Genomic DNA, 21,627 nt, shown 5'->3' with positions numbered 1-21,627 from the left:
AGCCCCCACATACTAACCCCTTATTAGTCCCGGCGGCAAAGGTCCAAAATTTCCCCATCGGCAGACACCAGTTCGATATATAAGGGCATCTGCCCCAGGGCATGGGTGGAACAACTCAAACAAGGATCAAAGGCTCTAATTCCCGCCTCTACTCGGTTTAACATTTCTTCTGGTATCTCTGTGCCATGTATGTAGTGCTTAGCGATCTGAGTGATAGTCCTATTCATGGCTAAATTATTTTGGCCAGTGGCAATAATCAGGTTAACCTTCTTGACTAAGCCGTTTTCGTCTACCTGATAGTGATGGAAAAGAGTGCCCCTTGGCGCCTCACTTACCCCTACTCCCTCCAGATAGTTAATGCCAGCCTCCGCCCTTACTCTAGGGGATAACAAGTCTGGGTCCTCCATCATTTGCTCAATGTATTCCAGAGCCGTAAGAATCTCTACTAGACGGGCATAATGGTAGAAGAAGGAGGAAGTAGCCACCCTACCCCCGGCCCGTTGGCGGAATTCTATCAACTCTCTATCCCCACCTAGGGTGCCCATTCTCTCACAAATATTTAGACGCGCTAAAGGCCCCACCCGATAAATTCCATCTGGATAGCCGTGGGGCTTGTAATAGGGGAACTTCAAATAGGACCAATTCTCCACCGCCTCCCCTAAAAAGCTTTGATAGTCATCCTCTGAAAGCCCGTCGGCCACAATATTCCCTTGACTGTCTACAAAACGAATATGCCCCCCATAATGTTCCCAGTTGCCGTTGGGCGCCACCAACCCCATAAACAGGGAATCAAATTTGCCAAATACCTCCACCTCGGTGTGTAGCTGGGTGTCCAACAGGCGTTTAAACAAATCTAAGGCCCTATTAACAGTCTGTTTTGCCTCCGGCAGATTCTCCATGATCCAATCCCTGCCCGTTGTCGACAAGGGCGACCTCACCCCGCCCGGCACTGTCCAAGCCGCGTGGATTTTCCTCGCACCCAACAGTTCAATAATCCTCTGGCCAAAACCCCTTAGACGAATCCCTGCCCTGGCTAAGTCCGGATTCTCCCTAATTAAACCAAATACATTGCGGGTGGCCGGGTTACAATCCCATCCCAGGAGAAAATCCGGGCTACTCAAATGGAAAAAGGACAAGGCATGAGACTGGACTATTTGCGCCAAATTCATCAAACGACGTAACTTCTCTGCCGCCGGTGGAATCTTAACCCCCAGTATCTTATCCCCCGCCTTGGAAGAGGCTAACAGGTGACTCACGGGACAAATCCCACATATTCTTGCTGTAATGCCCGCCATTTCAAACAGAGGACGGCCTTCACAGAATTTCTCAAACCCCCTAAACTCCACCACATGAAATCTGGCTGTCTCCACCTCTCCCTTGTCGTTGAGGTGAATAGAAATTTTGGCATGTCCTTCAATGCGAGTCACCGGGTCGATTATAATAGTCCTTGTCATCTTTTCCCCCCTTTTCCTCCAAGTGTTACATCTTGATTATAGTTAGCCCCGGGAGGGACAAACCAACCACTCAAAATAACTTCATACTCCCTTTCTTTAGGAAAACAAGGGCAGGAATAAAGTCACAAAATAGTACACAAGTGGAGCAGTAAACACATAACTGTCGGTTCGGTCTAAAATGCCACCATGTCCTGGTATTAACTGCCCGGAGTCTTTAACCCCCGCATCCCTCTTCATCAAAGACTCTGTCAAATCCCCCAGTAGACTTACTACCCCAATCAGCAATCCCAAACAAAAACCGGTTAACACCCAGGCATGCCATTTCAAAAACCAGGCTCCAATTATTCCTATAATGATACTGGCTATTATCCCAAAAATCGAACCCTCCACCGTCTTTTTTGGACTGATTTGCGATAGTTTCATTTTCCCAAAATTCTTCCCTACTAAATAAGCCCCAATATCCGCTGCCCAAATACAAGCCATTGCCACCAGGGTAATCTTCAGGGCGTCGGGAAAACTATTAAAATCCCAAAAATTTTCCGGAAAATATCCTCCCAAGGGCAAATTTGACCTATTGGCTACCACCTGGGCATAGGCACTATTCTGATCTAAACTTACCCGTAAACGAATCCAATAACTGGGCAAATACCCCACATAAAATAACCCCAAAATGGAAGTAGAAATATCTGCAATTGTCGCCAACTTGGGTTGAAACAACAGATAAAAACAAATCAACGCCCCTGCCAGAGCAAAAGTGGCATCTGTTAGGTTAGGATAATAGGTAGCCGTCAACAATAACAACTGCGACACCACTATCGTAGTCTTGCCCGCTGGTTCGATTCCCTTGGCTTTTACCAGACGGAAGTACTCCAACTGCGCCAAAAATACTATAATCCCAAAAAAAATCGTGAAATACAACCCCCCCAACACAGTTATCCCCACTGCTATTCCTATGGCAATTAGGGCGCTTATTGTTCTGGCATAGGGCATATCTTAACGGCTCTCAACAATACTTAACAATAAGCCTAGTTTTTTAAATGACCGATCCTCTATTCTAACCCAAAATGTGCGCAAAAGTGGGCAAATTGTCCTACTTGCTCTACAATAAAAAACAAGATTGTCCCCCTGCCAGATATGGTGGATAACTTCCAGCAAATCTCCCTATTGTTGCGGAGAAGTAGAGTTGGGAAACTGCTACCCGACAGCCTATACATTCACGTCTGCGCCCTCCAACTCCTAGATTGGACCCTACAACAGTACGAGTTAAAAGCCAGAAAAATCCTTCCCAACATCTCTGATTTTAATGTTATCAAATTTGCCCTGGACGAGCCCAAAATTTCTTATCTCTTCTACCCCGATTTCTGGGAAAATCCTCACCCTATTCTCGCCAGGAGTATTGTCGTAAATATCCAAGACAAAAGTTACAATATAGTCGACTATACCCAATCAGAAAATCCCCCCATTCTCCACAGAAAAGAAACCTTTTTGCCCCCACAACATCCCCAGTATGAAGAATTCGCCCATCTCACTCAAATAGAAGAAAAACTTGGACTTCTAGACAACCCCAGTCATATCGGCCATCTCCGACAATGGCAAAGACTACTATTAGACAACAATATTTGTTTTGTGGCCCACAATCTGGTGTGTAGTCTGCACAACAACCCCCGACAGTTTTTCCAGATAGAAAGACATCGTGCCGCTATTCGCAGGAATACCCTTTCCCGCCCAGTTAGACTAGTGTTAGAAGCCGGTTTGTTTCAGCCGGGAATGACCTTTTTTGACTATGGTTGTGGCCATGGGGTTGATGTTAAAATAATGGCGGAAAAGGGATATGAAAGTGCTGGTTGGGATCCCTATTATTTCCCAGATAATCCCCTAAAGGAAGCAGACATTGTCAATCTTGGCTATGTCATAAATGTCATCGAAAATGTCACTGAAAGACGAGAAGCACTTCTAAAAGCTTGGTCTTTGGCCAGGCAAATTTTAATCGTGTCTGCCCAAGTTTTAATATACCAGCGGAAGGGAGAATTTGCCTACGGAGACGGTATAATTACAGAGAAAAATACCTTTCAGAAATACTATGAACAAGAGGAACTGAAATCCTACATAGAACAGGTATTAAAACGAGAGGCATTGCCCATGGATTTGGGGATTTTTTTAGTATTTAGAAATCCCCAAAAAGCGGAAGAATTTAGGGCATCTCGCTTCCACTCCCGTCTTAAATCTCCACGGGTATTATCCCCCTCCAAGAAATTTGCTGACTACGGGGAATTGTTGAAACCATTAATGGCATTTTACAGTGAAAGGGGAAGACTGCCAGAAAAAGGCGAATTACCTCAGGAGGCGGAAATCAAAAAAGAATTCGGCGGCTACAAAAGGGCATTCAAAGTAATTCTACAAGCCACTGATGAACAAGAATGGGAACAAATAGTCATCAGACGTCGTCAGGACATACTGGTGTATCTGGCCCTCAGTAACTTTCGCAAACGCCCCAGCCTGCGTCACTTGTCACCCCAACTAAAAGCAGACATAAAAGCCCTATTTGGCAGTTATCAAGCCGCCTGTCTCATCGCCGACGAATTACTACTAAAAGTCGGCAACCTGCAGTTAATTGAACAAATATGCCTGCAAACCCCCTTTGGGAAACTATCTGAAAACGGCCTTTTAGTCCATATTAACAGTCTTGACTCTCTTCCCACACTGTTACGATTATATGAGGGTTGTGCCAGTATGACAGTGGGCAGAATGGAGGGGGCAAATCTTGTGAAACTCCATTTCCATCTCCCCCGTATTAGTTATTTGTTTGTACCCAACTTCGACGTTGAAGAGACTCCCGCCGTGGCCGCAAAAATGTCAGTAGACTTGAGAAAAATTACAGTAAAATATCGCGACTATACCCGAGAAAAAAAACCCCCAATAATTACAGATAAAAACCAGTTAATTGCTCCATAAATACCTAGGTAATTATCGTCTTATTTTTGTGTGAAAATACCTAGCAGAGATGGGGAGTTTACCGAACAAAATTTCAGGAAATTACGACAACTTTAAAAAGAGAAGCCCTTGACAATTTAAGGTGAAGATGTTAAGCTGAAAATGGAAGTGGGCAATACGGGTGGGTTCGCCCTTCGCCATTGACCCAAGAAAGTTAGACCCGAGAAAGTTAAAAAGTTAAAAAAGGTTGAAACGGCAGAAAGGCCAAAGACCGATATAAAAACCGGGAAAGGGAAGGGGAGGAATAGACTCCTTCCTCCGCGGCGGTTAAGGCGTGTGTCCGTCCAAAAGCCAAAAAGGACTGGTTTGTACTTGCTTTTTTCCTTCTTATCCCTTTTTCGGCAAACTGATTCAATTCTAACAACAAATAAAATACCTAGCCCCACTGAGGAAGGAGGTGTGCTATGAGGGAAGCAAAAATGGTAATGAGAGAAATGTTATTTCCCTGCTGGCATTATGGAGGGGTGTTCACTCCGGAAAACTGGTTGTTTAACTGCAATCTCCAAGAATTCGCCCAAAAAGTGTCCATGGTAGAGGCCCTACACACAGCAGGGAAAATCTCCACCTCCCAAGCCCTTGAACGTCTGAACCTTCTATGGGAAGGATTAGAAAGGGGCTATTACTCCCTAGGAATGGACGGGGAGGAAAATTCATAACCAGCTAGTGGCCTTCCTCTGGCTGACAACCAGTTGATAGGTGTTTTGGGTTTGTCTAGCTAAAGAGGGCCAGTGAAAACGAACTGCTAGGTCCTTATAGGCGTTTTCCACCATGTATCGGGCATATTCGGGATTTTTTAAAACCTCTAAAATCCCCCAGGCAAGAGAATGGGGATTGTTGGCTTGGGTGACTATCCCGGTCTGAGTATGTCGTACTACTTCGGGAAGTCCCCCAGCATCAGAAACCACTACCGGCACCCTAGAGGCAAAACTCTCCAACACTACAATACCAAAGGGCTCATATAAACTGGGAAAAACGGCACAGTCGGCCACAGTGGTGAAACGATGCAAATCCTCCTCCGACATAAACCCGGTAAACAAACAGTGATGGGCAATGCCTAGACTGTGGGCCAGTTGTTTATAAAAACTGGTATCACCCCCACCAATAATCACAAATTTGGCATTGCCATGTAACTCCTGCAACACTTTACCGGCTGCCTTCAGTAAAACATGTATCCCCTTCTCATAGGTCATCCGCCCCACATAGTATATGATTTTCTCATGCTCCTGGGCAAAACGACGACGGAATTCTACTTTGTTAAAATCGGGGGGGTGTTGCTTTTTTTCCGGCCGAATGCCATTATAAATCACATCTATCTTATCCCTGGGGCACCCTAGGGCACGATTCACCTCCCACCGCATATACTCGCTACAGACAATTACCCGCCAAGCTTCATACACCAATGAACCCTCCTTAGAAGCCACATAGGCCTGAGTCTGATTGTGTATCCCGTTGTGACGACCATACTCTGTAGCATGAATAGTTGCAATCAGAGGTATTTTATAACGATGTTTCAGAGTAATGGCACTATCCGCCACCAGCCAGTCATGGGCATGAATAATATCAAAACTACCAGTATTACGAATCAGCTCCTCGGCAGCGGCTAACATGGACTGGTTCATTTGCGCTACCCAGGAAAAAAAGTTATCATTAGGGTTAACAGACACTCTATATACCCTAATCCCTTCTACTTCTTCTTCCGCCGCCGCTGTTACACCGTCCGGTTTTACGGTGATTAGATGTACTTGATCCCCCAACTTTACTATTTCCGGATACAACTCTGACACATGGCGCGCTATGCCTCCCACAATCCTTGGCGGAAACTCCCATGACAGAACCAGAATTCTCACGTCTTTGTGCCCCTACACCAATAACTACTATTGAACAATTATTAGTTATCCATGAAGAATAATCAATTTCCATTTCTTCTCCTATACTACAATGTTACAACAGTGGCTTACCCTACTAAAAACCAGCCGTATTATCGCGGTAATTCGGGCAGGGGACTGGCAGGAAGGAAAAAAAAAGGCACAAGCTGTGGCACAGGCTGGGGTGAAACTAATTGAGGTCACCTGGAACAGTGACCAGCCGCTAAAACTGATAGAATATCTTAGGACAGAATTCCCCTCCTGTCGGGTGGGAGTGGGTACTATTTTAGACAAACAATCCCTCCGAGAAGCCATCCAAGGAGGTGTACAATTTGCCTTTAGCCCCCATTTTTCCCCGGAATTGCTAGAAATAGCCCATAGTCACAACATTCCTCTTACCCCCGGCGCCCTATCCCCCACTGAAATCCTCACCGCCTTCCAGTATGGTGCTAGAACTGTTAAAGTATTTCCCATCAGCGCCCTGGGTGGGGTGGAATACCTCAAAAGTATTCTTGCCCCCCTACCCCACCTCCCTCTCATCCCAACGGGCGGTGTTACCCTGGCCAACGCTGCAGATTATATAAAGGCGGGGGCCATTGCCGTCGGCTTGGCTGGGGATTTATTCCCCTCCTTTTTGGTAAAACAAGGAAACTGGCAGGAAATTAGCCAACGGGCTAGACGGCTTCAACAACAATTGTTCAACTATATTCCTCCTCCCATTGGTTAAAATCTTCTCGTACTTTTCTCCTGTGTATATGTAAGCAATTCATGAAGGTTACTATCCAAAAACTAAAACAATGGAAGCAGGAAAGACGCCCCATTGTCTGTCTGACTGCCTGGGATTATGCCATTGCCCAGTTACTGGATATAGCGGGGATTGATGTGATTCTGGTGGGAGACTCCCTGGCAATGGTGGCTTTGGGCCATTCTAGCACCCTTCCCGTCACCCTCGATGAGATGATTCACCACACTAGGGCTGTATGTCGGGGTGTAAACAGGGCAATGGTGGTTTGCGATTTGCCCTTTCTTACCTATCAAAGAGACATTAGCCAAGCCATTGAATCTGCCGGGAGAATCCTCAAGGAAACTAATGCCGCCGCCGTTAAGCTGGAAGGGGGTTATCCGGCCATGATTGACACTGTCTCTCGTCTTACAGAAGTGGGCATCCCCGTTATGGCACACATCGGCTTAACCCCCCAGTCAGTCAGAATCCTAGGCTATAAAAAACAAGGCCAAACCCCCCAACAACAGGAAAAAATACTTAAACAGGCCCTCGCCCTTGAACAAGCAGGAGCCTTTGCTATAGTATTAGAACACATGAATGAAGAATTGGCGGCCACCATCACCTCCTCCCTCCAAATCCCCACCATCGGCATTGGTGCCGGCAGTAACTGCGATGGCCAAGTCTTAGTCACCGCCGACTTGCTAGGATTGTCTGAAAAACTCCCCCCCTTCGCCAAACCCTATACCAATCTCCGGGACATTATCCTCCAGGCTGTCACCCGTTTCGCCGATGACGTCAAATCCCACCAATTTCCCTAACAAATCCTGTTGATTATTGTTACTTCCTCGAGCTAACATATACCATAGATGAAATAATCTACCGTGATGGATGAAAATCCCTTGTCCTCCAGAATCTCAGTCTGTATTTTTGCACCACAAGGCAATCTTCTGGACTCTCTGACAGAATTGCTCAATAGTAAGCGTTATGACTTACATATTCTCAATTCTGCCACAGAGCTAAAGGGATTTATTGTTAACCAAAAAGAACACCTAGACTGTCTCATTTTACAGGAAAACGACTGTACTGGCCTCATACTCAACGAATTATATGAACAAGGGTTAGTCCTGCCAGTGATACTCATCCAAACCGAGCCTCAATCCCCCAAAAATTATCTCTACCACAGTGCCGAGGTCCGTATTTCCCCTGAACAATTGCGTAACATTGCAAGTTACATAGACAAGGCTATAGGGCAATTCCTACAGCTGGCCCCCAGTTGTTCCCTCAAAGAAAAACCGGCTGACACACGACATCAAGAAAAAATACAAGAAAAACAGAATTTCCTCTTACTACAACAGAGAAGACTGGCCGAAAAACTTAAAGAAAGACTTGGATATTTAGGTGTTTATTATAAGCGGAATCCCAGTTACTTTTACCGTCACCTATCCCAGGCAGAAAAAGAAGAACTTATCAGACAATTAACCGAACAATATAAGGAGATCATCCTTAACTATTTCAGCCAAGACAGTAATGTCAACCAGGCCATAGATCAATTCGTAAATCAGGCCTTTTTCGCCGATATTTCAGTCTCACAAATCCTAGAAATCCACATGGAATTGATGGACGAATTTTCTCAGCAATTAAAGCTGGAAGGACGCAATGATGACATACTTTTAGACTATCGTCTAGCCCTCATCGATATCATCGCCCATCTCTGCGAAATGTATCGCCGTTCTATTCCTAAAGAGGACCTACCCTTTGACACCCTTTTTACGGTAGATTAAATGGAAAAATAATAAAATATAAACCATAATACCAGTAAAAATAATTCTGGGAATTAGTTGTATGAACCCCATTAAAAAAACCTATGTCCTTAAACTATATGTAGCAGGGAACACACCCAACTCCGTCAGGGCGTTGAAAACTTTAAGGACAATTCTAGAAGAGGAATTTAAGGGGGTTTACGCCCTAAAAGTAATAGATGTCCTCAAAAACCCACAACTGGCAGAGGAAGATAAAATTTTGGCAACCCCAACCCTCTCAAAGGTACTCCCACCACCGGTAAGAAAAATTATAGGAGACCTCTCCGACAGAGAAAAGGTTCTCATAGGACTAGATTTGTTGTATGAAGAAATCAAGGATAAAGACTAGTCTATTTGGGGAAATTTTGGTATCTTAGATGGGGTATGATTGGGCCTTCTCCCCCGGCTTTTCATGCCAGGTAGAAAGTGTATGATTTTTCTTTTACCCAGACGGGGACTATATAATCTCTTTGCCTCCTCTGCCGAGCCTTAATAAATATTCCCTAATTGTAGCAGTTATTTGTCATCAAAAATACTCTTTAAAAAGATACCAATTGATAAACACAAATGAGCGAAAATAAAGACCAGCTAAAGTCTAAAGGGGTACAAAAAATTCGTACAATGATAGAGGGTTTCGACGAAATTACCCATGGCGGTTTACCCATGGGGCGTACAACCCTTGTCAGTGGGACCTCCGGCACGGGAAAAACTCTATTTGCAGTACAATTCCTATATCATGGTATTAAGTATTTCGACTATCCAGGTTTATTTATCACCTTTGAAGAATCTCCCGAGGATATTATTAAAAATGCCTATAGTTTTGGTTGGGATTTGGAAAAGTTAATACAAGAGGGAAAACTGTTTATTCTAGACGCCTCGCCAGATCCAGAAGGACAAGAAGTTGTGGGCAATTTTGATCTGTCTGCTCTAATTGAAAGAATCCAATATGCCATCAAAAAATACAAAGCTAAACTAGTAGCCATCGACTCCGTCACCGCCATCTTCCAACAATATGAAGCGGCAGGGGTAGTCAGACGGGAGATTTTCCGTCTTGTGGCTAGACTCAAAAGTCTTGGTGTCACTTCTGTAATGACCACTGAAAGACTGGATGAATATGGTCCCATAGCCCGTTTTGGCGTAGAAGAATTCGTCTCCGACAATGTGGTAATCCTCCGCAACGTCTTAGAAGGAGAAAGAAGAAGAAGAACCATCGAAATCCTCAAATTACGTGGCACCACCCACATGAAGGGGGAATTCCCCTTTACTATAACCCTTGACGGCATCAACATCTTTCCCCTCGGCGCCATGCAACTCACCCAACGCTCGTCCAATGTGCGCATCTCCTCCGGCATTAAAACTCTTGATGAAATGTGTGGTGGTGGCTTCTTCAAAGATTCCATCATCCTGGCTACAGGCGCCACCGGCACAGGCAAAACCCTCCTGGTTAGCAAATTTTTAGAAGAAGGTTGCCGTCAGGGAGAAAGGGCAATTCTCTTCGCCTATGAAGAATCCCGCGCCCAACTGTCTCGCAATGCCTCCTCTTGGGGTATCGATTTTGAACAAATGGAAAGAAAAGGCCTACTCAAAGTCCTATGCGCCTACCCCGAATCCGCTGGCTTGGAGGATCACCTGCAAATCATCAAATCCGAAATTGCCCAATTCAAACCCAGCCGCATTGCCATCGACTCCCTCTCCGCCTTGGCTAGGGGAGTCACCAATAACGCCTTCCGTCAGTTCGTCATCGGCGTCACCGGTTATGCTAAACAAGAGGAAATTACCGGCTTTTTCACTAATACTACAGACCAATTCATGGGCGCCCACTCCATCACCGAATCCCACATCTCCACCATCACCGATACTATTATTATGCTACAGTATGTAGAAATTAGGGGCGAAATGTCCAGAGCCATTAACGTCTTTAAAATGCGTGGTTCCTGGCACGACAAAGGTATTAGGGAATACACCATCACCAAGGACGGCCCCGAAATCAAAGACTCCTTCCGTAACTACGAACGTATCATAAGCGGTTCTCCCACTCGGATCACCGTAGACGAAAAGGCCGAGCTGTCCCGCATCGTCAAAAACGTCAAGGAAAAAACCCCCGACGAATAACCCCATGGGAGACAATTATGTCCTCATGTGCTCCTAACTAAATAAACCCCCACCCCCTTATACCTCCTTCCCAATGGCCCCCTGTGTTTTTTCTCTCAACGAGCACGGGAAAAATGGGTTAAAAAGGGTGAGCCTTAGCCAGCCTTAGAGACAGAGTTATAGCTCTAATTTTGGTGGGTTAGTAGTGATTGATGAGGGCGTTAGACAGTTAGAAGCCTAGGTCAAGCCGCGCCGCAACCGGAGAGGGTGGGATTCGAACCCACGGAGACTCATCGCCTCACTCGATTTCAAGTCGAGCGCAATCGACCACTCTGCCACCTCTCCCTCTGGGCATGATAAATTATAGCATATAAAAGTCGAGATTACTAGACAGGCCAACAAATAAGGAAAAAATAAGGAAAAAGGTGTCAGGCTTATCCCTAAGGGAAAAAATAGGACAATTAATAGTAGTACGTACCACCGGTCATTTATTCGACCATCAAAGATGTTATCCAGCATGGGAGGCATCTAGAAAACAGTTAGAGGAATGGCTGGGCAATCTAAACATTGGTGGGGTTATCCTGTTGGGGGGCAGTGTGGCAGAGGTATCCTATCGTAGCCAACAATTGCAGTCATGGGCAAAAACGCCACTTCTCATCGCCGCCGACATAGAAGAGGGAGTTGGGCAAAGATTTACCGGCGCTACCTGGTTTCCTCCCCCAATGGCCCTGTCTGCCATATATGAAAAGAATCCCGCCGAAGCAGAGGCCCTGGCGGAGGAAATGGGAAGGGTTACAGCCAAAGAAGCCCTCAGTATAGGAATAAATTGGATTTTGGCGCCCGTTACCGATGTCAACAACAACCCCTCAAATCCAGTTATCAATGTTCGTGCCTTTGGCGAAAAAACTGAAACCGTATCCGCCCTAGCTCCCGCCTTTGTGCGGGGGTGTAAGCAGTATCCAATTTTAACCTGTGCCAAACACTTCCCTGGCCATGGTGACACTAGTTGTGATTCTCATCTAGACTTGCCCGTCATTAAACATAGCTTGCCAAGACTACAAACAGTCGAATTGCCACCCTTTGCCCGAGTGATTAAACAGGGTGTAGACAGTGTGATGACAGGACATCTGTTGGTGGAGGCTATTGATGCTAATCACCCCGCCACTGTCTCCCAGAGAGTACTAACGGGCATACTAAGACAACAAATGGGCTTCGAGGGATTGGTTGTCACCGACGCCCTGATTATGGCTGGAATCCAAAAATATGCCCCCCCCGCCCAGGTAGCCGTCCAAGCCCTACAGGCAGGGGCAGATATACTACTAATGCCGCCAAACCCCCTGGACACCATAGAAGCCGTGGAAAGGGCAGTGGAAGAGGGTGTTTTATCGGAAAGTAGAATCGACCTGAGTTTAGCACGAGTTGCCCTGGCCAAGGACAAAATTGGTCATCCCGACTCTTCCTCCTTATCCCTAGAAACAATTGCAGAAGAAGCCGATTCACGCTTGGTAGAGGAGATTTTAAAACTGTCCATGGAAAAAGGCGGCAATTTTCCACTTCCACCTACTAGTGGAGGCGTCAATCTCATAGTAGTGGAAGATTTACTAAATTGTAGCTTCCTTGCTCGCCACACCGCCGCCGTTGCCATTCCCCGCAGTTTTGGTTATCAGTGTCAGCTAGTCTCTGAATCCGATCTGTATTACTCTGATTACAGAAATACTCCAGTGTTATTACAGGTGTTCAAACGGGGCAATCCCTTTAGGGGAAGGGCGGGCCTCACCCCTAGGGAGGAAGAATTCTACCGGCGGTTATTTCGTCAACCAACATTCCAGGGCCTTGTAATCTATGGTAGTCCTTATCTGTGTCAATGGTTTTGTCAGCATCTTCCCCCCTCCTCCCCATGGGTTTTCACCTACGGACAAATGCCATTGGCACAACAGCTAGCCATGAGTTGTTTATTTCACCTGTCAGGAGACTTTGACCTTCCGACAGACAATTTCCTATAAACGGAGGGAGGGGATTTTTTTTTTGTTAAACTGTATTTTAAGATACATTAAGTGGTCGTCAACAATGCTCCACCGCCAAACTATACTAGACAATAAAGATTGACTAGGGGTGAGCAAGTATGAAAACTATAGCAAAAAACAGTAGGGGGAGTCACACCATTGACATGATTAGGGAAGAGGCCCGTCACCTAGTAGAAAAGGGCATAGTCAGTCGTCATCAGCCTATATATATCCTATGTCAGTACATCCCCGCCAGGGAGTGGGTGAAGGTAGAATGTGAGTTGGAACAGTGCGATTACCTCCTTAGAGATCAAATAGGCGATCTCATCGCCAGGGAAAGTTGGGAAAGTGATTAGTTTTTCTCCCTAACAGAGGCGAAAACGGAGGCAATAGCCCTACTAAGCAACTGGTTTTCCTTTTGGAGCCTCACAGCCACACGGAAGTACCCATCCCCCAGTTCGGGGAAACTTAAGCAGTCGCGGATAAGGAGCTTATAGCCCTTTAGTAGTTCCCATTGTAACCGGGTTGTGGGAAGGACACTCCCGACTAGTAAAAAGTTGGCATGGCTGGGATAAACTGTCAATCCCTCAATGGCTGCTAGACTTTCTTGTAGGCGAGTGCGGGTGGGGGGAAGCCACTGCCAGGTTTTTTGTCTGAACTCCTCGTCTTCCATGGCCGCCTTAGCCGCCACTGCCGCCAAAACATTTACCGGCCAGGGGTCACGCCATTTTTGCCAGCGTCTAAGCCTTTCGGGATGGCTTATGGCATATCCTATTCTCAATCCTGGAAGACTGTAAAACTTGGTCAGGGAGCGAAAAATTACCAAATTGTCATAGGCTCCTATCAAGTCCAACAAACTCTCTGCCGGGGGGGGGAGGAAATCCATAAAGGCCTCATCCACCAATACCAGGGCGAATTCCTCTAGGTACCGCTTCAGACTCTCTTTTTGCCACAGTCTGCCAGTGGGATTGTGAGGATTATTAATCCAAATAGCCCACCTTGAAGGGTTCACCGCAAGATGGGATAAGTCCCCCCCCAAATAGTCCAGGGGGTAGAAACTGTAATTTACCCCAAAGGCCTGTAGAGCCCTCAAATAGTCAGCAAAACCGGGAGACGGCAATAAAACCCCCTCCAACTGGTGGCATTCCCAGGCTGCCCAGGTAAGTAACTCCGCCACCCCATTGCCGGGCAGAATCCACTCCCTCTCCAGCTGGTGGTACTGGGCAATGGTCTCCCTCACCATGGGGTAATTGGGACTGGGATAATGCCTTACATCCCTTATTGCCCTGGCTAGGGTCGCTATTACGCCCTCAGGAGGGCCAAGAGGGTTTATACTGGCGGAAAAATCCAGCACCTCCTCTGCCGGGCAGTTTATCAAACTCACTGCCCAATCAATATTTCCGCCGTGAACTGGTCTAGGAAAGTTCACCATGGAGTAAATGAGAATATAAGGCAAAAATCAACCTTTTTGGAAGAAAAAGCTGACTTTTGCCCGTCTTTATTTCTTGCTATTTTGCTGGGACTTGGCTACTTTTTCCTTGAACAGTTTCCCGGCAGAAAAAGTGGGGACAAAGGTAGCAGGGATTTCCATCGTCTCCCCGGTTTTGGGGTTTCTCCCCTCTCTTGCCTTTCTGTAACGGCTTTCAAAGGAGCCAAAACCTACTAGTGTCACCTTGTCTCCTGCGGAAACCGCCTCCATTATAGCCTCAATGGTGGCAGTTATAACGGCATCCGCTTGTTTTTTGGTTACCTCCGCCTTAGCCGCTACAGCATCTACTAATTCTCCTTTGTTCATGGGTATAGTCTCCTTGCTTTTCAAACTCAACTATAGGTTTGTCAAAAAAAAAGTTTAGGACAAAATGGCCGAAATTACCACCCAATCTGGGTTTGAGTGATTTCTTATCCTAAGAATGATATTACCCGATTAGGAGCTGAAATGGTTAATTTGTCTTGTTTTTATCGAATTTTTTACATTTTTTAGGGCGTTTTATTAAGAAATGTAAAGTTTTTGTCCAAGGGAAGAAGAATATGAGCAAGACTATACACAGGGGAAAAGTGGAGGGGAGGGCGAGAAAGAGAGCCAAGTGATAAGAAAGGGCAGTGAGGACAAAATTAGCTCACGGTACTATTCCGTCTCCGCCACTTGATTGGGAGTCTCCCTAATCCCTAAAAGGGGTGCCCCCTTTGTTTCTCGTTTATGTTGAAACTGTTTCAGGTATCCCGACAAACTAATTTACGTGCCCTTCTTGTAGTCCCCTTTGTCTGCCAAATTCTTGTGGTTTTGGGTGCTGTCAGCTACATTTCCTATCAGAGTGGTCAGACAGCGATACAGGATATAACGAAAAAGCTACAGAGAGAACTCAGATTCCGCATCACCAATCACCTAGAGGAGTATTTAAACCGTGGTAATCAGCTAAACCATGTAAATGCCAATGCCATTGTCTTTAACCCCTCCCTATTGAAGGACTTACCTTCTTTGGGGCGTTATTTTGTCCACCAATACCATGGCAATGAGGAAATTAAAATGATGGCTTTGGCTTTGGTAAATGGTGACTATGTAGAAACCATCCCACTAGCTGATGGAAATTTTCAGTTAACAGTTTTAGAAACAGACAAGTCTAACACCCTCTCCGTCTATCTCCTCAACCCCCGTGGAGACGTTATAAGACTGTTAAAAAGAGAAGCCAACAGTAAATTTGAGCCCAAATCCACCCCCTGGTATCAACATTTCCTAGTCACCACCTCAAATCAATGGAATCTTATTCACAAAAATCCCACCACCGGGGAATTTGTGGTTTCCACCAGCAAAAAAGTCTTTTCCTTGGAGGGTGGACTTTTAGCAATTATAACCAACCAGGTGAACTTGATGGACCTATCTTTGTTTCTAAAGGACATAAAAATAGGCAAAAGTGGCACTGCTTTTATCTTGGATAAAAAGGGATTTCTAGTAGCAGAATCTTTCAGTCTAAAAAAAGGTAACCAACCCCAAATTATGGTCTCTGCCTTGGAGACTGAAAACCGAAGCCTCAGGAAGATTACCGAGTATATTTTAGCAAATAATTATCTCGAAAACCAGCCAAAAAATGCCCTCTTCTTTAAATTACATGTTGACAATAAGCCCCTCCTCATCGATGTGATCCCCTTCACCAACGATCAGGGCATCCAGTGGACCATTGTATTAGTTATACCCGAAACTGACTTCACTTATTTCCTCCAAAGAAATCTGTTCTTAAGTATTAGTATCTCCGTGATAGCAGTTGGAATAGCTATTACCAGTGGTTTGATTACATCTAAGTTTATTATTCAGCCCATTGTGAAACTAAAAAATGCCTCCCAGAAAGTGTCTGAGGGAGAGTTTGACCACAAAATACCTCTCCAAGGGATAGAAGAATTGGATTCCCTCGCCCAGCATTTTAACCACATGACTGACATGTTGGAATCCATGTTTATGAGTCTTAATCAAACCTTGCAAGAAATTTCTAATCTTAAGTATGCAATAGACCAAGCCGCTATAGTGACCATTACTGACACCGAGGGAAGAATAGTATACTGCAACGAAAAACTGACAGAAATATCTGGCTATTCTTTTTCGGAATTGATTGGACAAAAAACTGCCCTGTTCAAATCAGGGTATCATGATGCCAAATTTTATGAGGACATGTGGTCAACTATCACAAAAAGGAAGGTATGGCGAGGGGAAATAAAAAACAAAGCCAAGGATGGTCGTTTTTACTGGGTGGATACAACTATTGTGCCTTTGACTGATGAGAAAGGCAATATTAACCAGTATTTATCTATTCAGACTGAGATTACCGAGAGAAAGGAATTGGAAAAGAATTTAGAAAAAATTGTAGAAATCAGGACAAGGGAACTGGCCAGGGCTAACGAGGAAATTAGAATGTTAAATCAGCGACTATGTTCAGAGAATTTACAGCTGGCGGGCAAATTGAAAATCCTCCACCAAATGCAGCAATTAATCCTACCAAAACCCCAGGAACTGAAAAAGATAAAGCCACTGGATATTGCAGGTTACAGTGAGCCCGCTGACGAATTGGGAGGAGATTATTTTGATGTTTTACAGTTAGAAAATGATGCTTATATTACTTTAGGAATAGGAGATGTTACAGGTCACGGGTTAGAAAGTGGCATATTAATGGTAATGATACAAGCCGCTATTTGCACCCTAAAACACACTGGCGAAACAGAGCCAATTAGATTCCTTGACATTTTAAACAGGGCAATCTACTACAACATAAAAAGAATGAACTCGGAAAAAAACCTCTCACTTGTTATCCTCAATTACTGTGAGGGAGAAGTGACCATATTTGGACAACACGAGGAGATAATAGTGGTCAGAAAAAACGGGGAAATAGAATTAGTTGATACCATTGATCTGGGGGTGCCTATCGGCGTCGACGAACAAATCAGCGAGTATATAAACTTTCAAAAGGTAACCCTGAATCCAGGAGATGGGATTGTCCTTTATACCGATGGAATAACTGAAGCCAGAAACCAACACAAACAACAGTACGGCCTAGAAAGACTGTGTGAAATAGTCCGGAAAAACTGGCATCTGGACTGTGAGAAAATAAGAGATGCCATTGTCAGTGACGTTAAGAGTTTTATGGGCCTAAGAAAGATTGAGGACGATTTAACCCTACTTTTGCTAAAACAAAGGTGATTATACCCAAGAAAAAAAGACACAATTAACTTTTGTAAAGATAAGTGGTCACCCCAAGAAAAAGGTTGTTATATTATTAGCAGAGGAGGCAAATAAGGGCTTCTCTGAAGAGAACAAAAGGGCTCAAGGCTCAAGAAAGACTAGAGAAAAAGGAGGTGTAAGGCTGAGAGGAGGAACTCTTGTTTGTCCTTCACAGTCCGCGGAGCTGTCCGCCGGCCCGCTTGCGGTATTCTAACCTGTTGGTAGAAGGGGAGTAAAGCAGCTGAGGGGTGGAGGAACAACGCCCGCTCGGTGCCACTCCGTGAAGTATCGGCGTAGTCCAGGGAGGAAACCATTGGTAATAGTAAGGCAAGAAGGGGGGCTGGTGGAACTGTCTGCGGTGAGTGATGAGATGATAGACCGGGAACTAGACAGCAGTAGCCACCGCCGGGTCTTGCGTCCCCTAAGATGTGGGCCTATGGGAGCAAGGAACGACACGGGTGCCCTCGTTGGGTCGTGCCGTTGCCACTCTGTTCATTATCGTAATGGGGTAGGGGGCAAAACAGACTGGTGCGGGTGCGGGCTGCTGCTGTTGTTTTAGTGGGGAGAAGGGGAATGAGGGTAAAAGGACAAGTGCAATACAGCCCCCTAGGATTCGGTACATGGGTTTTGCAAACTGACAGTGGCGAAACCTACGAGTTGTACAACCCCCCGGCGAGCATCCAGAAGCAGGGATTGAGAGTGGAAGTGGAGGGGAGGGTACGGGAAGACATTATGACAGTAGCCATGGTGGGCAGGGTGCTGGAAGTGATTATGGTCACGGCAGCAGGCGAATGATGTGTGGTTTATAATGGTAGACCACAGGTGATACAGTGGTGTAATGATATGATAGAGGCCTTTTCCCCTATTGCCCCAGAATGGACAAGGGAGGCAGTGCGCTCCTTTACCTTCACCTGTCCTCGCTGTAACGCCAGTCCTAGGGAAGCCAAAAGGGTTTGGTTGAACCGATATGCCCCTGTCACCACCGAGGATAACCGTCGTAAGTGGCAAGAGTTCTACATGTGTGAGTGTGAACAGGTTTGGTGGGCCTGGAGCAATGAGCGGCCTCCCTCTCCCTTCTCTTCCAGCAAAAACGCCGATGAGTCTAACTAGTTTGTCATCTGGCCTGTAAATGTTGGCAAACAAGAGGATTGTCATCCTCGGCGCCGGGGCCTGGGGTACTACCCTGGGTTATTTATTGGCAAGGGCAGGGCGACAGTATAGGATTTGGAGTCGTCGGGAGGGCATTTCCCTTGCCGAGGCGGTAGCCGGGGCAGAGGTGATCGTGTCGGCGGTTTCTATGAAGGGGGTAAAACCGGTAATCAGTAGCCTGGCGGGGAAAATCGGGGAAGGGGTAATAATTGTGACGGCCACCAAGGGATTGGACTTGGACACCGCTAAAACCCCCTCTCAACTCTGGCAAGAGGCCTTTCCTTGTAACCCAATTGTAGTACTTTCTGGACCTAATTTGTCCAAGGAAATTAGAAAGGGGCTACCAGCGGCGACGGTGGTGTCTTCTCGTTGCCAAAAGGCAGCAGAGTTGATTCAAACCCTATTTGCCTCTGATATTTTTCGGGTTTATGTAAATGATGACCCCTTAGGCACGGAATTGGGGGGGACTCTGAAAAATGTAATGGCTATAGCAGCCGGCGTTTGTGATGGTCTACAGTTGGGGACTAATGCCAAGGCTGCCCTGCTTACAAGGGCACTACCGGAGATGATTAGAGTCGGAACTCGCCTGGGGGCAAAACTGGAAACTTTCTTCGGCCTGTCGGGGTTGGGGGATTTGCTGGCTACCTGTGATAGTCCCCTTTCCCGTAACTACCAGGTGGGTTATCAGTTGGCCCAGGGCAAGTCTTTGTCAGACATACTGTCAAACTTGGAGGGCACTGCCGAAGGAGTCAATACTACTGAGGTGTTGGTCAAATTGGCTCAAAGGGAAAATATTTCTGTACCCATCGCCTATCAGGTTTATCTTCTCTTAAGGGGAGAGCTCACCCCCCCCATGGCAGTGAGAAATCTCATGGCCAGGGAATTGAAAGACGAATTCTGGTTTATGACTGGGGCCAATTTTCCCCATGGCAGTGAAAAGGCCCCCCCCACCGGTACAGATAAAAAAGGGCAAGGCTAGAGACAATACAACAATACCCCAGACTAAGCCGCAGCCAATACCTGGCTAGAAATCTTCTCGGGAACCACTTCTAGGTGATCGTACCGCCAGTGGAAGAAACCCACCCCCAAGGTCAGAGAACGCAGTTGAATTATAAAGTCTTGCATCTCCGCCTGGGGCAAGTAGGCATTAATACGGTCCCAATTTTTCCACTCCGCCATGCCCTCATAACCCAGAATTTGTCCCCGATGTCCTGTTACAAGTTGTAGGGCACTGGAAGTAAACTCGCTGGGGGTGAAAATCTCTAGCAACAGAATGGGCTCAAGCAGGATGGGCTCACATTTTGGCATCCCCGAGGCCATGGCAATACGGGCTGCCTGACGAAAGGCCTGATCTGAACTATCTACCGGGTGATATGCCCCATTGAACAGGGTTACTTCTATGTCTACCACTGGGTAGCCCAAGGGTCCTTTTTGTAAGTACTCCCTGACACCAGCCTCTACCCCAGGAATGTACTGTTTGGGCACTACGCCCCCTACAATGGTCTCTTGGAAGCGAAAACCCTCTCCCCTGGGTAGCGGTTTTATCTCCAGATGCACATCTCCAAAAGCCCCGTGTCCCCCTGTTTGGTGTTTGTAGCGCCCATGAACCTTTGTTTCTTTACGAATAGTCTCCTTATAGGGAACCTTGGGATTACGGGCTATCATGGTTAAATTGTATTTGTTCTTAAGACGCTCCAGTGTGACTTGAAGATGAATGGCCCCCTGCCCCCATAATATCACCTCATGAGTGTCCTCATTCTGTTCCCACCGTAGGGAGGGATCTTCTTCTAGAATCTTGGCAATGGCACCAGAGATTTTTACCTCGTCCTTACGATTTTCCGGACTTACAGCCTGGGCGTAAACGGGAGGGATGATGGGCGCCTTGGCCAGGGGTTTAATTTCCTTCTCGCTGTCGGTGAGAGTATCCCCGGTGGCTATTCCCTCTAAACGGGCCAAGGCCACTATCTGGCCCGTCTCTGCTATGTGCAAGGATTTCTGTTGACTGCCCATTAGACGATATACGCCACCTACCCGTACAAGGTTATTATTCTCCACCCCCCTCAGACTCATTCCATCTACTATCCTGCCCTGCCAAATCCGTACTAGGGATAGTCTTCCCCCCTGACTGCTGTAGTAAGTTTTTAACACCTGGGCAATGACTGGCCCCCCCTCAACTGGCTTTAAACCCCTTCTAGTGGCAGTAATATTGGGTTCGGGAGCCTCTTTTACCAGACAGTCAAGCAGAGGACGTACCCCATAGTCCTCCTTTGCCATGCCAAACAACACTGGCACAATTAAATCGCCACTCAATTCCTGCTCCAAGTCTTTGACAATCTCCTCCTGTGACGGTTCAATGTCCTCCAATAACTCTTCTAGAAGATGATCGTCAAAATCCGCTAACGTTTCCAACATTTCCTGTCGTGCCTTTCTTTCTGCCTCCTTTAACTCTTCTGGGAAGGGCACCGCCTCAGCAGCCTTTCCTGGGTGGTAGTGATAGGCCTTTTCTGTGATTAAGTCTATGTAGCCAATGATGTCTCTTTCCCTTTTTATGGGATACTGTTGTGGCACCAGAGGACGACTGGAAATGCTCTTTATGGCATTAAGGACATCACCAAACTCATCTTGGGCTCGATCCATTTTGTTGATAAAGATAATATGGGGTATCTGCCAGTCATCTAGGAATTTCAACAGGGGGGATAGGGTTAACACCTTACTTACTATAGGTTCACATACCACTATGGCAGTCCCAGCGCCCACTAGGGCATTGTAGGTTTCCTGCATAAATTCTACAGAACCAGGGCAGTCCAGGAAAGTAAAATCAATCCCTTCATAGACAGTATGGGCACAGG

Annotated in this window: 19 protein-coding genes and 1 tRNA gene; 13 read left to right on the top strand and 7 right to left on the bottom strand. The window is 46.1% G+C overall.

The window, feature by feature from the left end; genetic code table 11:
• Positions 1–23: 23 nt before the first annotated feature.
• Positions 24–1,454: a Ni/Fe hydrogenase subunit alpha gene (locus tag IGQ44_06080; protein HIK37537.1), complete on the bottom strand. Its 1,431-nt coding sequence runs from the start codon at positions 1,452–1,454 to the stop codon at positions 24–26.
• A gap of 96 nt (positions 1,455–1,550) precedes the next feature.
• Positions 1,551–2,444, bottom strand: coding sequence for a phosphatidate cytidylyltransferase (locus IGQ44_06075; GenBank protein HIK37536.1), 894 nt, complete (start codon positions 2,442–2,444; stop codon positions 1,551–1,553).
• 144 nt (positions 2,445–2,588) lie between these two features.
• Here IGQ44_06075 and IGQ44_06070 point away from each other — a divergent pair, with 144 nt between their 5' ends.
• Together IGQ44_06070 and IGQ44_06065 are read left to right on the top strand one after the other, a co-directional pair.
• Entirely contained in the window at positions 2,589–4,406 is a 1,818-nt protein-coding gene (locus IGQ44_06070; GenBank protein ID HIK37535.1) for a DNA phosphorothioation-associated putative methyltransferase, read from the top strand.
• Positions 4,407–4,864: 458 nt separating this feature from the next.
• A complete protein-coding gene (locus tag IGQ44_06065; protein ID HIK37534.1) occupies positions 4,865–5,101 on the top strand; it encodes a hypothetical protein in 237 nt (78 codons plus the stop codon).
• Here IGQ44_06065 and IGQ44_06060 read toward each other — a convergent pair.
• Positions 5,096–6,292, bottom strand: a complete 1,197-nt coding sequence (locus IGQ44_06060; GenBank protein ID HIK37533.1) for a glycosyltransferase family 4 protein — start codon at positions 6,290–6,292, stop codon at positions 5,096–5,098. The two genes, IGQ44_06065 and IGQ44_06060, sit on opposite strands and share 6 nt — an antisense overlap.
• Positions 6,293–6,383: 91 nt before the next feature.
• On the opposite strand from IGQ44_06060, the gene IGQ44_06055 reads away from it, so the two are divergent.
• From IGQ44_06055 to kaiC, 5 genes are all read left to right on the top strand, one after another.
• Entirely contained in the window at positions 6,384–7,037 is a 654-nt protein-coding gene (locus IGQ44_06055; protein ID HIK37532.1) for a bifunctional 4-hydroxy-2-oxoglutarate aldolase/2-dehydro-3-deoxy-phosphogluconate aldolase, read from the top strand.
• A 41-nt stretch (positions 7,038–7,078) separates the two neighbouring features.
• Positions 7,079–7,852 (top strand): 3-methyl-2-oxobutanoate hydroxymethyltransferase, encoded by a 774-nt coding sequence (panB, locus tag IGQ44_06050; protein ID HIK37531.1) that lies wholly within the window; start codon positions 7,079–7,081, stop codon positions 7,850–7,852.
• A gap of 81 nt (positions 7,853–7,933) precedes the next feature.
• A complete protein-coding gene (locus IGQ44_06045) occupies positions 7,934–8,815 on the top strand; it encodes a circadian clock protein KaiA (protein HIK37530.1) in 882 nt (293 codons plus the stop codon).
• Between the two features lie 61 nt (positions 8,816–8,876).
• Positions 8,877–9,182, top strand: a complete 306-nt coding sequence (gene kaiB / locus IGQ44_06040; protein ID HIK37529.1) for a circadian clock protein KaiB — start codon at positions 8,877–8,879, stop codon at positions 9,180–9,182.
• Positions 9,183–9,400: 218 nt separating this feature from the next.
• Entirely contained in the window at positions 9,401–10,945 is a 1,545-nt protein-coding gene (gene kaiC / locus IGQ44_06035) for a circadian clock protein KaiC (protein ID HIK37528.1), read from the top strand.
• Between the two features lie 238 nt (positions 10,946–11,183).
• Here kaiC and IGQ44_06030 read toward each other — a convergent pair.
• Positions 11,184–11,269 (bottom strand) — tRNA-Ser (locus tag IGQ44_06030).
• Between the two features lie 80 nt (positions 11,270–11,349).
• On the opposite strand from IGQ44_06030, the gene IGQ44_06025 reads away from it, so the two are divergent.
• Positions 11,350–12,927 carry a beta-glucosidase gene (locus IGQ44_06025; GenBank protein HIK37527.1) on the top strand — a complete coding sequence of 526 codons (1,578 nt, stop codon included), beginning with the start codon at positions 11,350–11,352 and terminating at the stop codon, positions 12,925–12,927.
• A 119-nt stretch (positions 12,928–13,046) separates the two neighbouring features.
• On the top strand, positions 13,047–13,283 hold the full coding sequence (locus IGQ44_06020; protein ID HIK37526.1) for a DUF4327 family protein: 237 nt from the start codon (positions 13,047–13,049) through the stop codon (positions 13,281–13,283).
• On the opposite strand, the gene IGQ44_06015 is transcribed toward IGQ44_06020, so the two are convergent.
• Positions 13,280–14,359, bottom strand: a complete 1,080-nt coding sequence (locus tag IGQ44_06015; GenBank protein ID HIK37525.1) for a threonine-phosphate decarboxylase — start codon at positions 14,357–14,359, stop codon at positions 13,280–13,282. The two genes, IGQ44_06020 and IGQ44_06015, sit on opposite strands and share 4 nt — an antisense overlap.
• Positions 14,360–14,425: 66 nt before the next feature.
• Positions 14,426–14,722, bottom strand: a complete 297-nt coding sequence (locus tag IGQ44_06010; GenBank protein HIK37524.1) for an HU family DNA-binding protein — start codon at positions 14,720–14,722, stop codon at positions 14,426–14,428.
• Positions 14,723–15,124: 402 nt separating this feature from the next.
• On the opposite strand from IGQ44_06010, the gene IGQ44_06005 reads away from it, so the two are divergent.
• The 4 genes from IGQ44_06005 (at position 15,125) to IGQ44_05990 (ending at position 19,757) form a co-directional block, all read left to right on the top strand.
• The gene (locus IGQ44_06005) at positions 15,125–17,608 is read left to right on the top strand and encodes a SpoIIE family protein phosphatase (GenBank protein HIK37523.1); all 2,484 of its coding nucleotides are present in this window, start codon (positions 15,125–15,127) and stop codon (positions 17,606–17,608) included.
• A gap of 594 nt (positions 17,609–18,202) precedes the next feature.
• A complete protein-coding gene (locus IGQ44_06000; GenBank protein HIK37522.1) occupies positions 18,203–18,424 on the top strand; it encodes a hypothetical protein in 222 nt (73 codons plus the stop codon).
• A 51-nt stretch (positions 18,425–18,475) separates the two neighbouring features.
• Complete coding sequence (locus tag IGQ44_05995; GenBank protein HIK37521.1) at positions 18,476–18,739, top strand: hypothetical protein; 264 nt, start codon at positions 18,476–18,478, stop codon at positions 18,737–18,739.
• A gap of 19 nt (positions 18,740–18,758) precedes the next feature.
• A complete protein-coding gene (locus tag IGQ44_05990; GenBank protein HIK37520.1) occupies positions 18,759–19,757 on the top strand; it encodes an NAD(P)H-dependent glycerol-3-phosphate dehydrogenase in 999 nt (332 codons plus the stop codon).
• A 23-nt stretch (positions 19,758–19,780) separates the two neighbouring features.
• Here IGQ44_05990 and IGQ44_05985 read toward each other — a convergent pair.
• A partial coding sequence (locus IGQ44_05985) for an elongation factor G (protein HIK37519.1) occupies positions 19,781–21,627 on the bottom strand: 1,847 nt, incomplete at its 5' end.

Source organism: Geminocystis sp. M7585_C2015_104, assembly GCA_015295805.1.
In the GTDB taxonomy this organism is placed as follows: domain Bacteria; phylum Cyanobacteriota; class Cyanobacteriia; order Cyanobacteriales; family Cyanobacteriaceae; genus DVEF01.
The sequence above is the reverse complement of the archived record's forward strand: the minus strand, read 5'-3'. Positions and strand labels throughout refer to the sequence as shown.

Coding starts and splice junctions, on each gene's coding strand:
- IGQ44_06080 (HIK37537.1), bottom strand. CDS start 1,454: ATGACAAGGACTATTATAATCGACCCGGTGACTCGCATTGAAGGACAT.
- IGQ44_06075 (HIK37536.1), bottom strand. CDS start 2,444: ATGCCCTATGCCAGAACAATAAGCGCCCTAATTGCCATAGGAATAGCA.
- IGQ44_06070 (HIK37535.1), top strand. CDS start 2,589: ATGGTGGATAACTTCCAGCAAATCTCCCTATTGTTGCGGAGAAGTAGA.
- IGQ44_06065 (HIK37534.1), top strand. CDS start 4,865: ATGGTAATGAGAGAAATGTTATTTCCCTGCTGGCATTATGGAGGGGTG.
- IGQ44_06055 (HIK37532.1), top strand. CDS start 6,384: ATGTTACAACAGTGGCTTACCCTACTAAAAACCAGCCGTATTATCGCG.
- panB (HIK37531.1), top strand. CDS start 7,079: ATGAAGGTTACTATCCAAAAACTAAAACAATGGAAGCAGGAAAGACGC.
- kaiB (HIK37529.1), top strand. CDS start 8,877: ATGAACCCCATTAAAAAAACCTATGTCCTTAAACTATATGTAGCAGGG.
- kaiC (HIK37528.1), top strand. CDS start 9,401: ATGAGCGAAAATAAAGACCAGCTAAAGTCTAAAGGGGTACAAAAAATT.
- IGQ44_06020 (HIK37526.1), top strand. CDS start 13,047: ATGAAAACTATAGCAAAAAACAGTAGGGGGAGTCACACCATTGACATG.
- IGQ44_06015 (HIK37525.1), bottom strand. CDS start 14,359: ATGGTGAACTTTCCTAGACCAGTTCACGGCGGAAATATTGATTGGGCA.
- IGQ44_06010 (HIK37524.1), bottom strand. CDS start 14,722: ATGAACAAAGGAGAATTAGTAGATGCTGTAGCGGCTAAGGCGGAGGTA.
- IGQ44_06005 (HIK37523.1), top strand. CDS start 15,125: ATGTTGAAACTGTTTCAGGTATCCCGACAAACTAATTTACGTGCCCTT.
- IGQ44_06000 (HIK37522.1), top strand. CDS start 18,203: ATGAGGGTAAAAGGACAAGTGCAATACAGCCCCCTAGGATTCGGTACA.
- IGQ44_05990 (HIK37520.1), top strand. CDS start 18,759: ATGTTGGCAAACAAGAGGATTGTCATCCTCGGCGCCGGGGCCTGGGGT.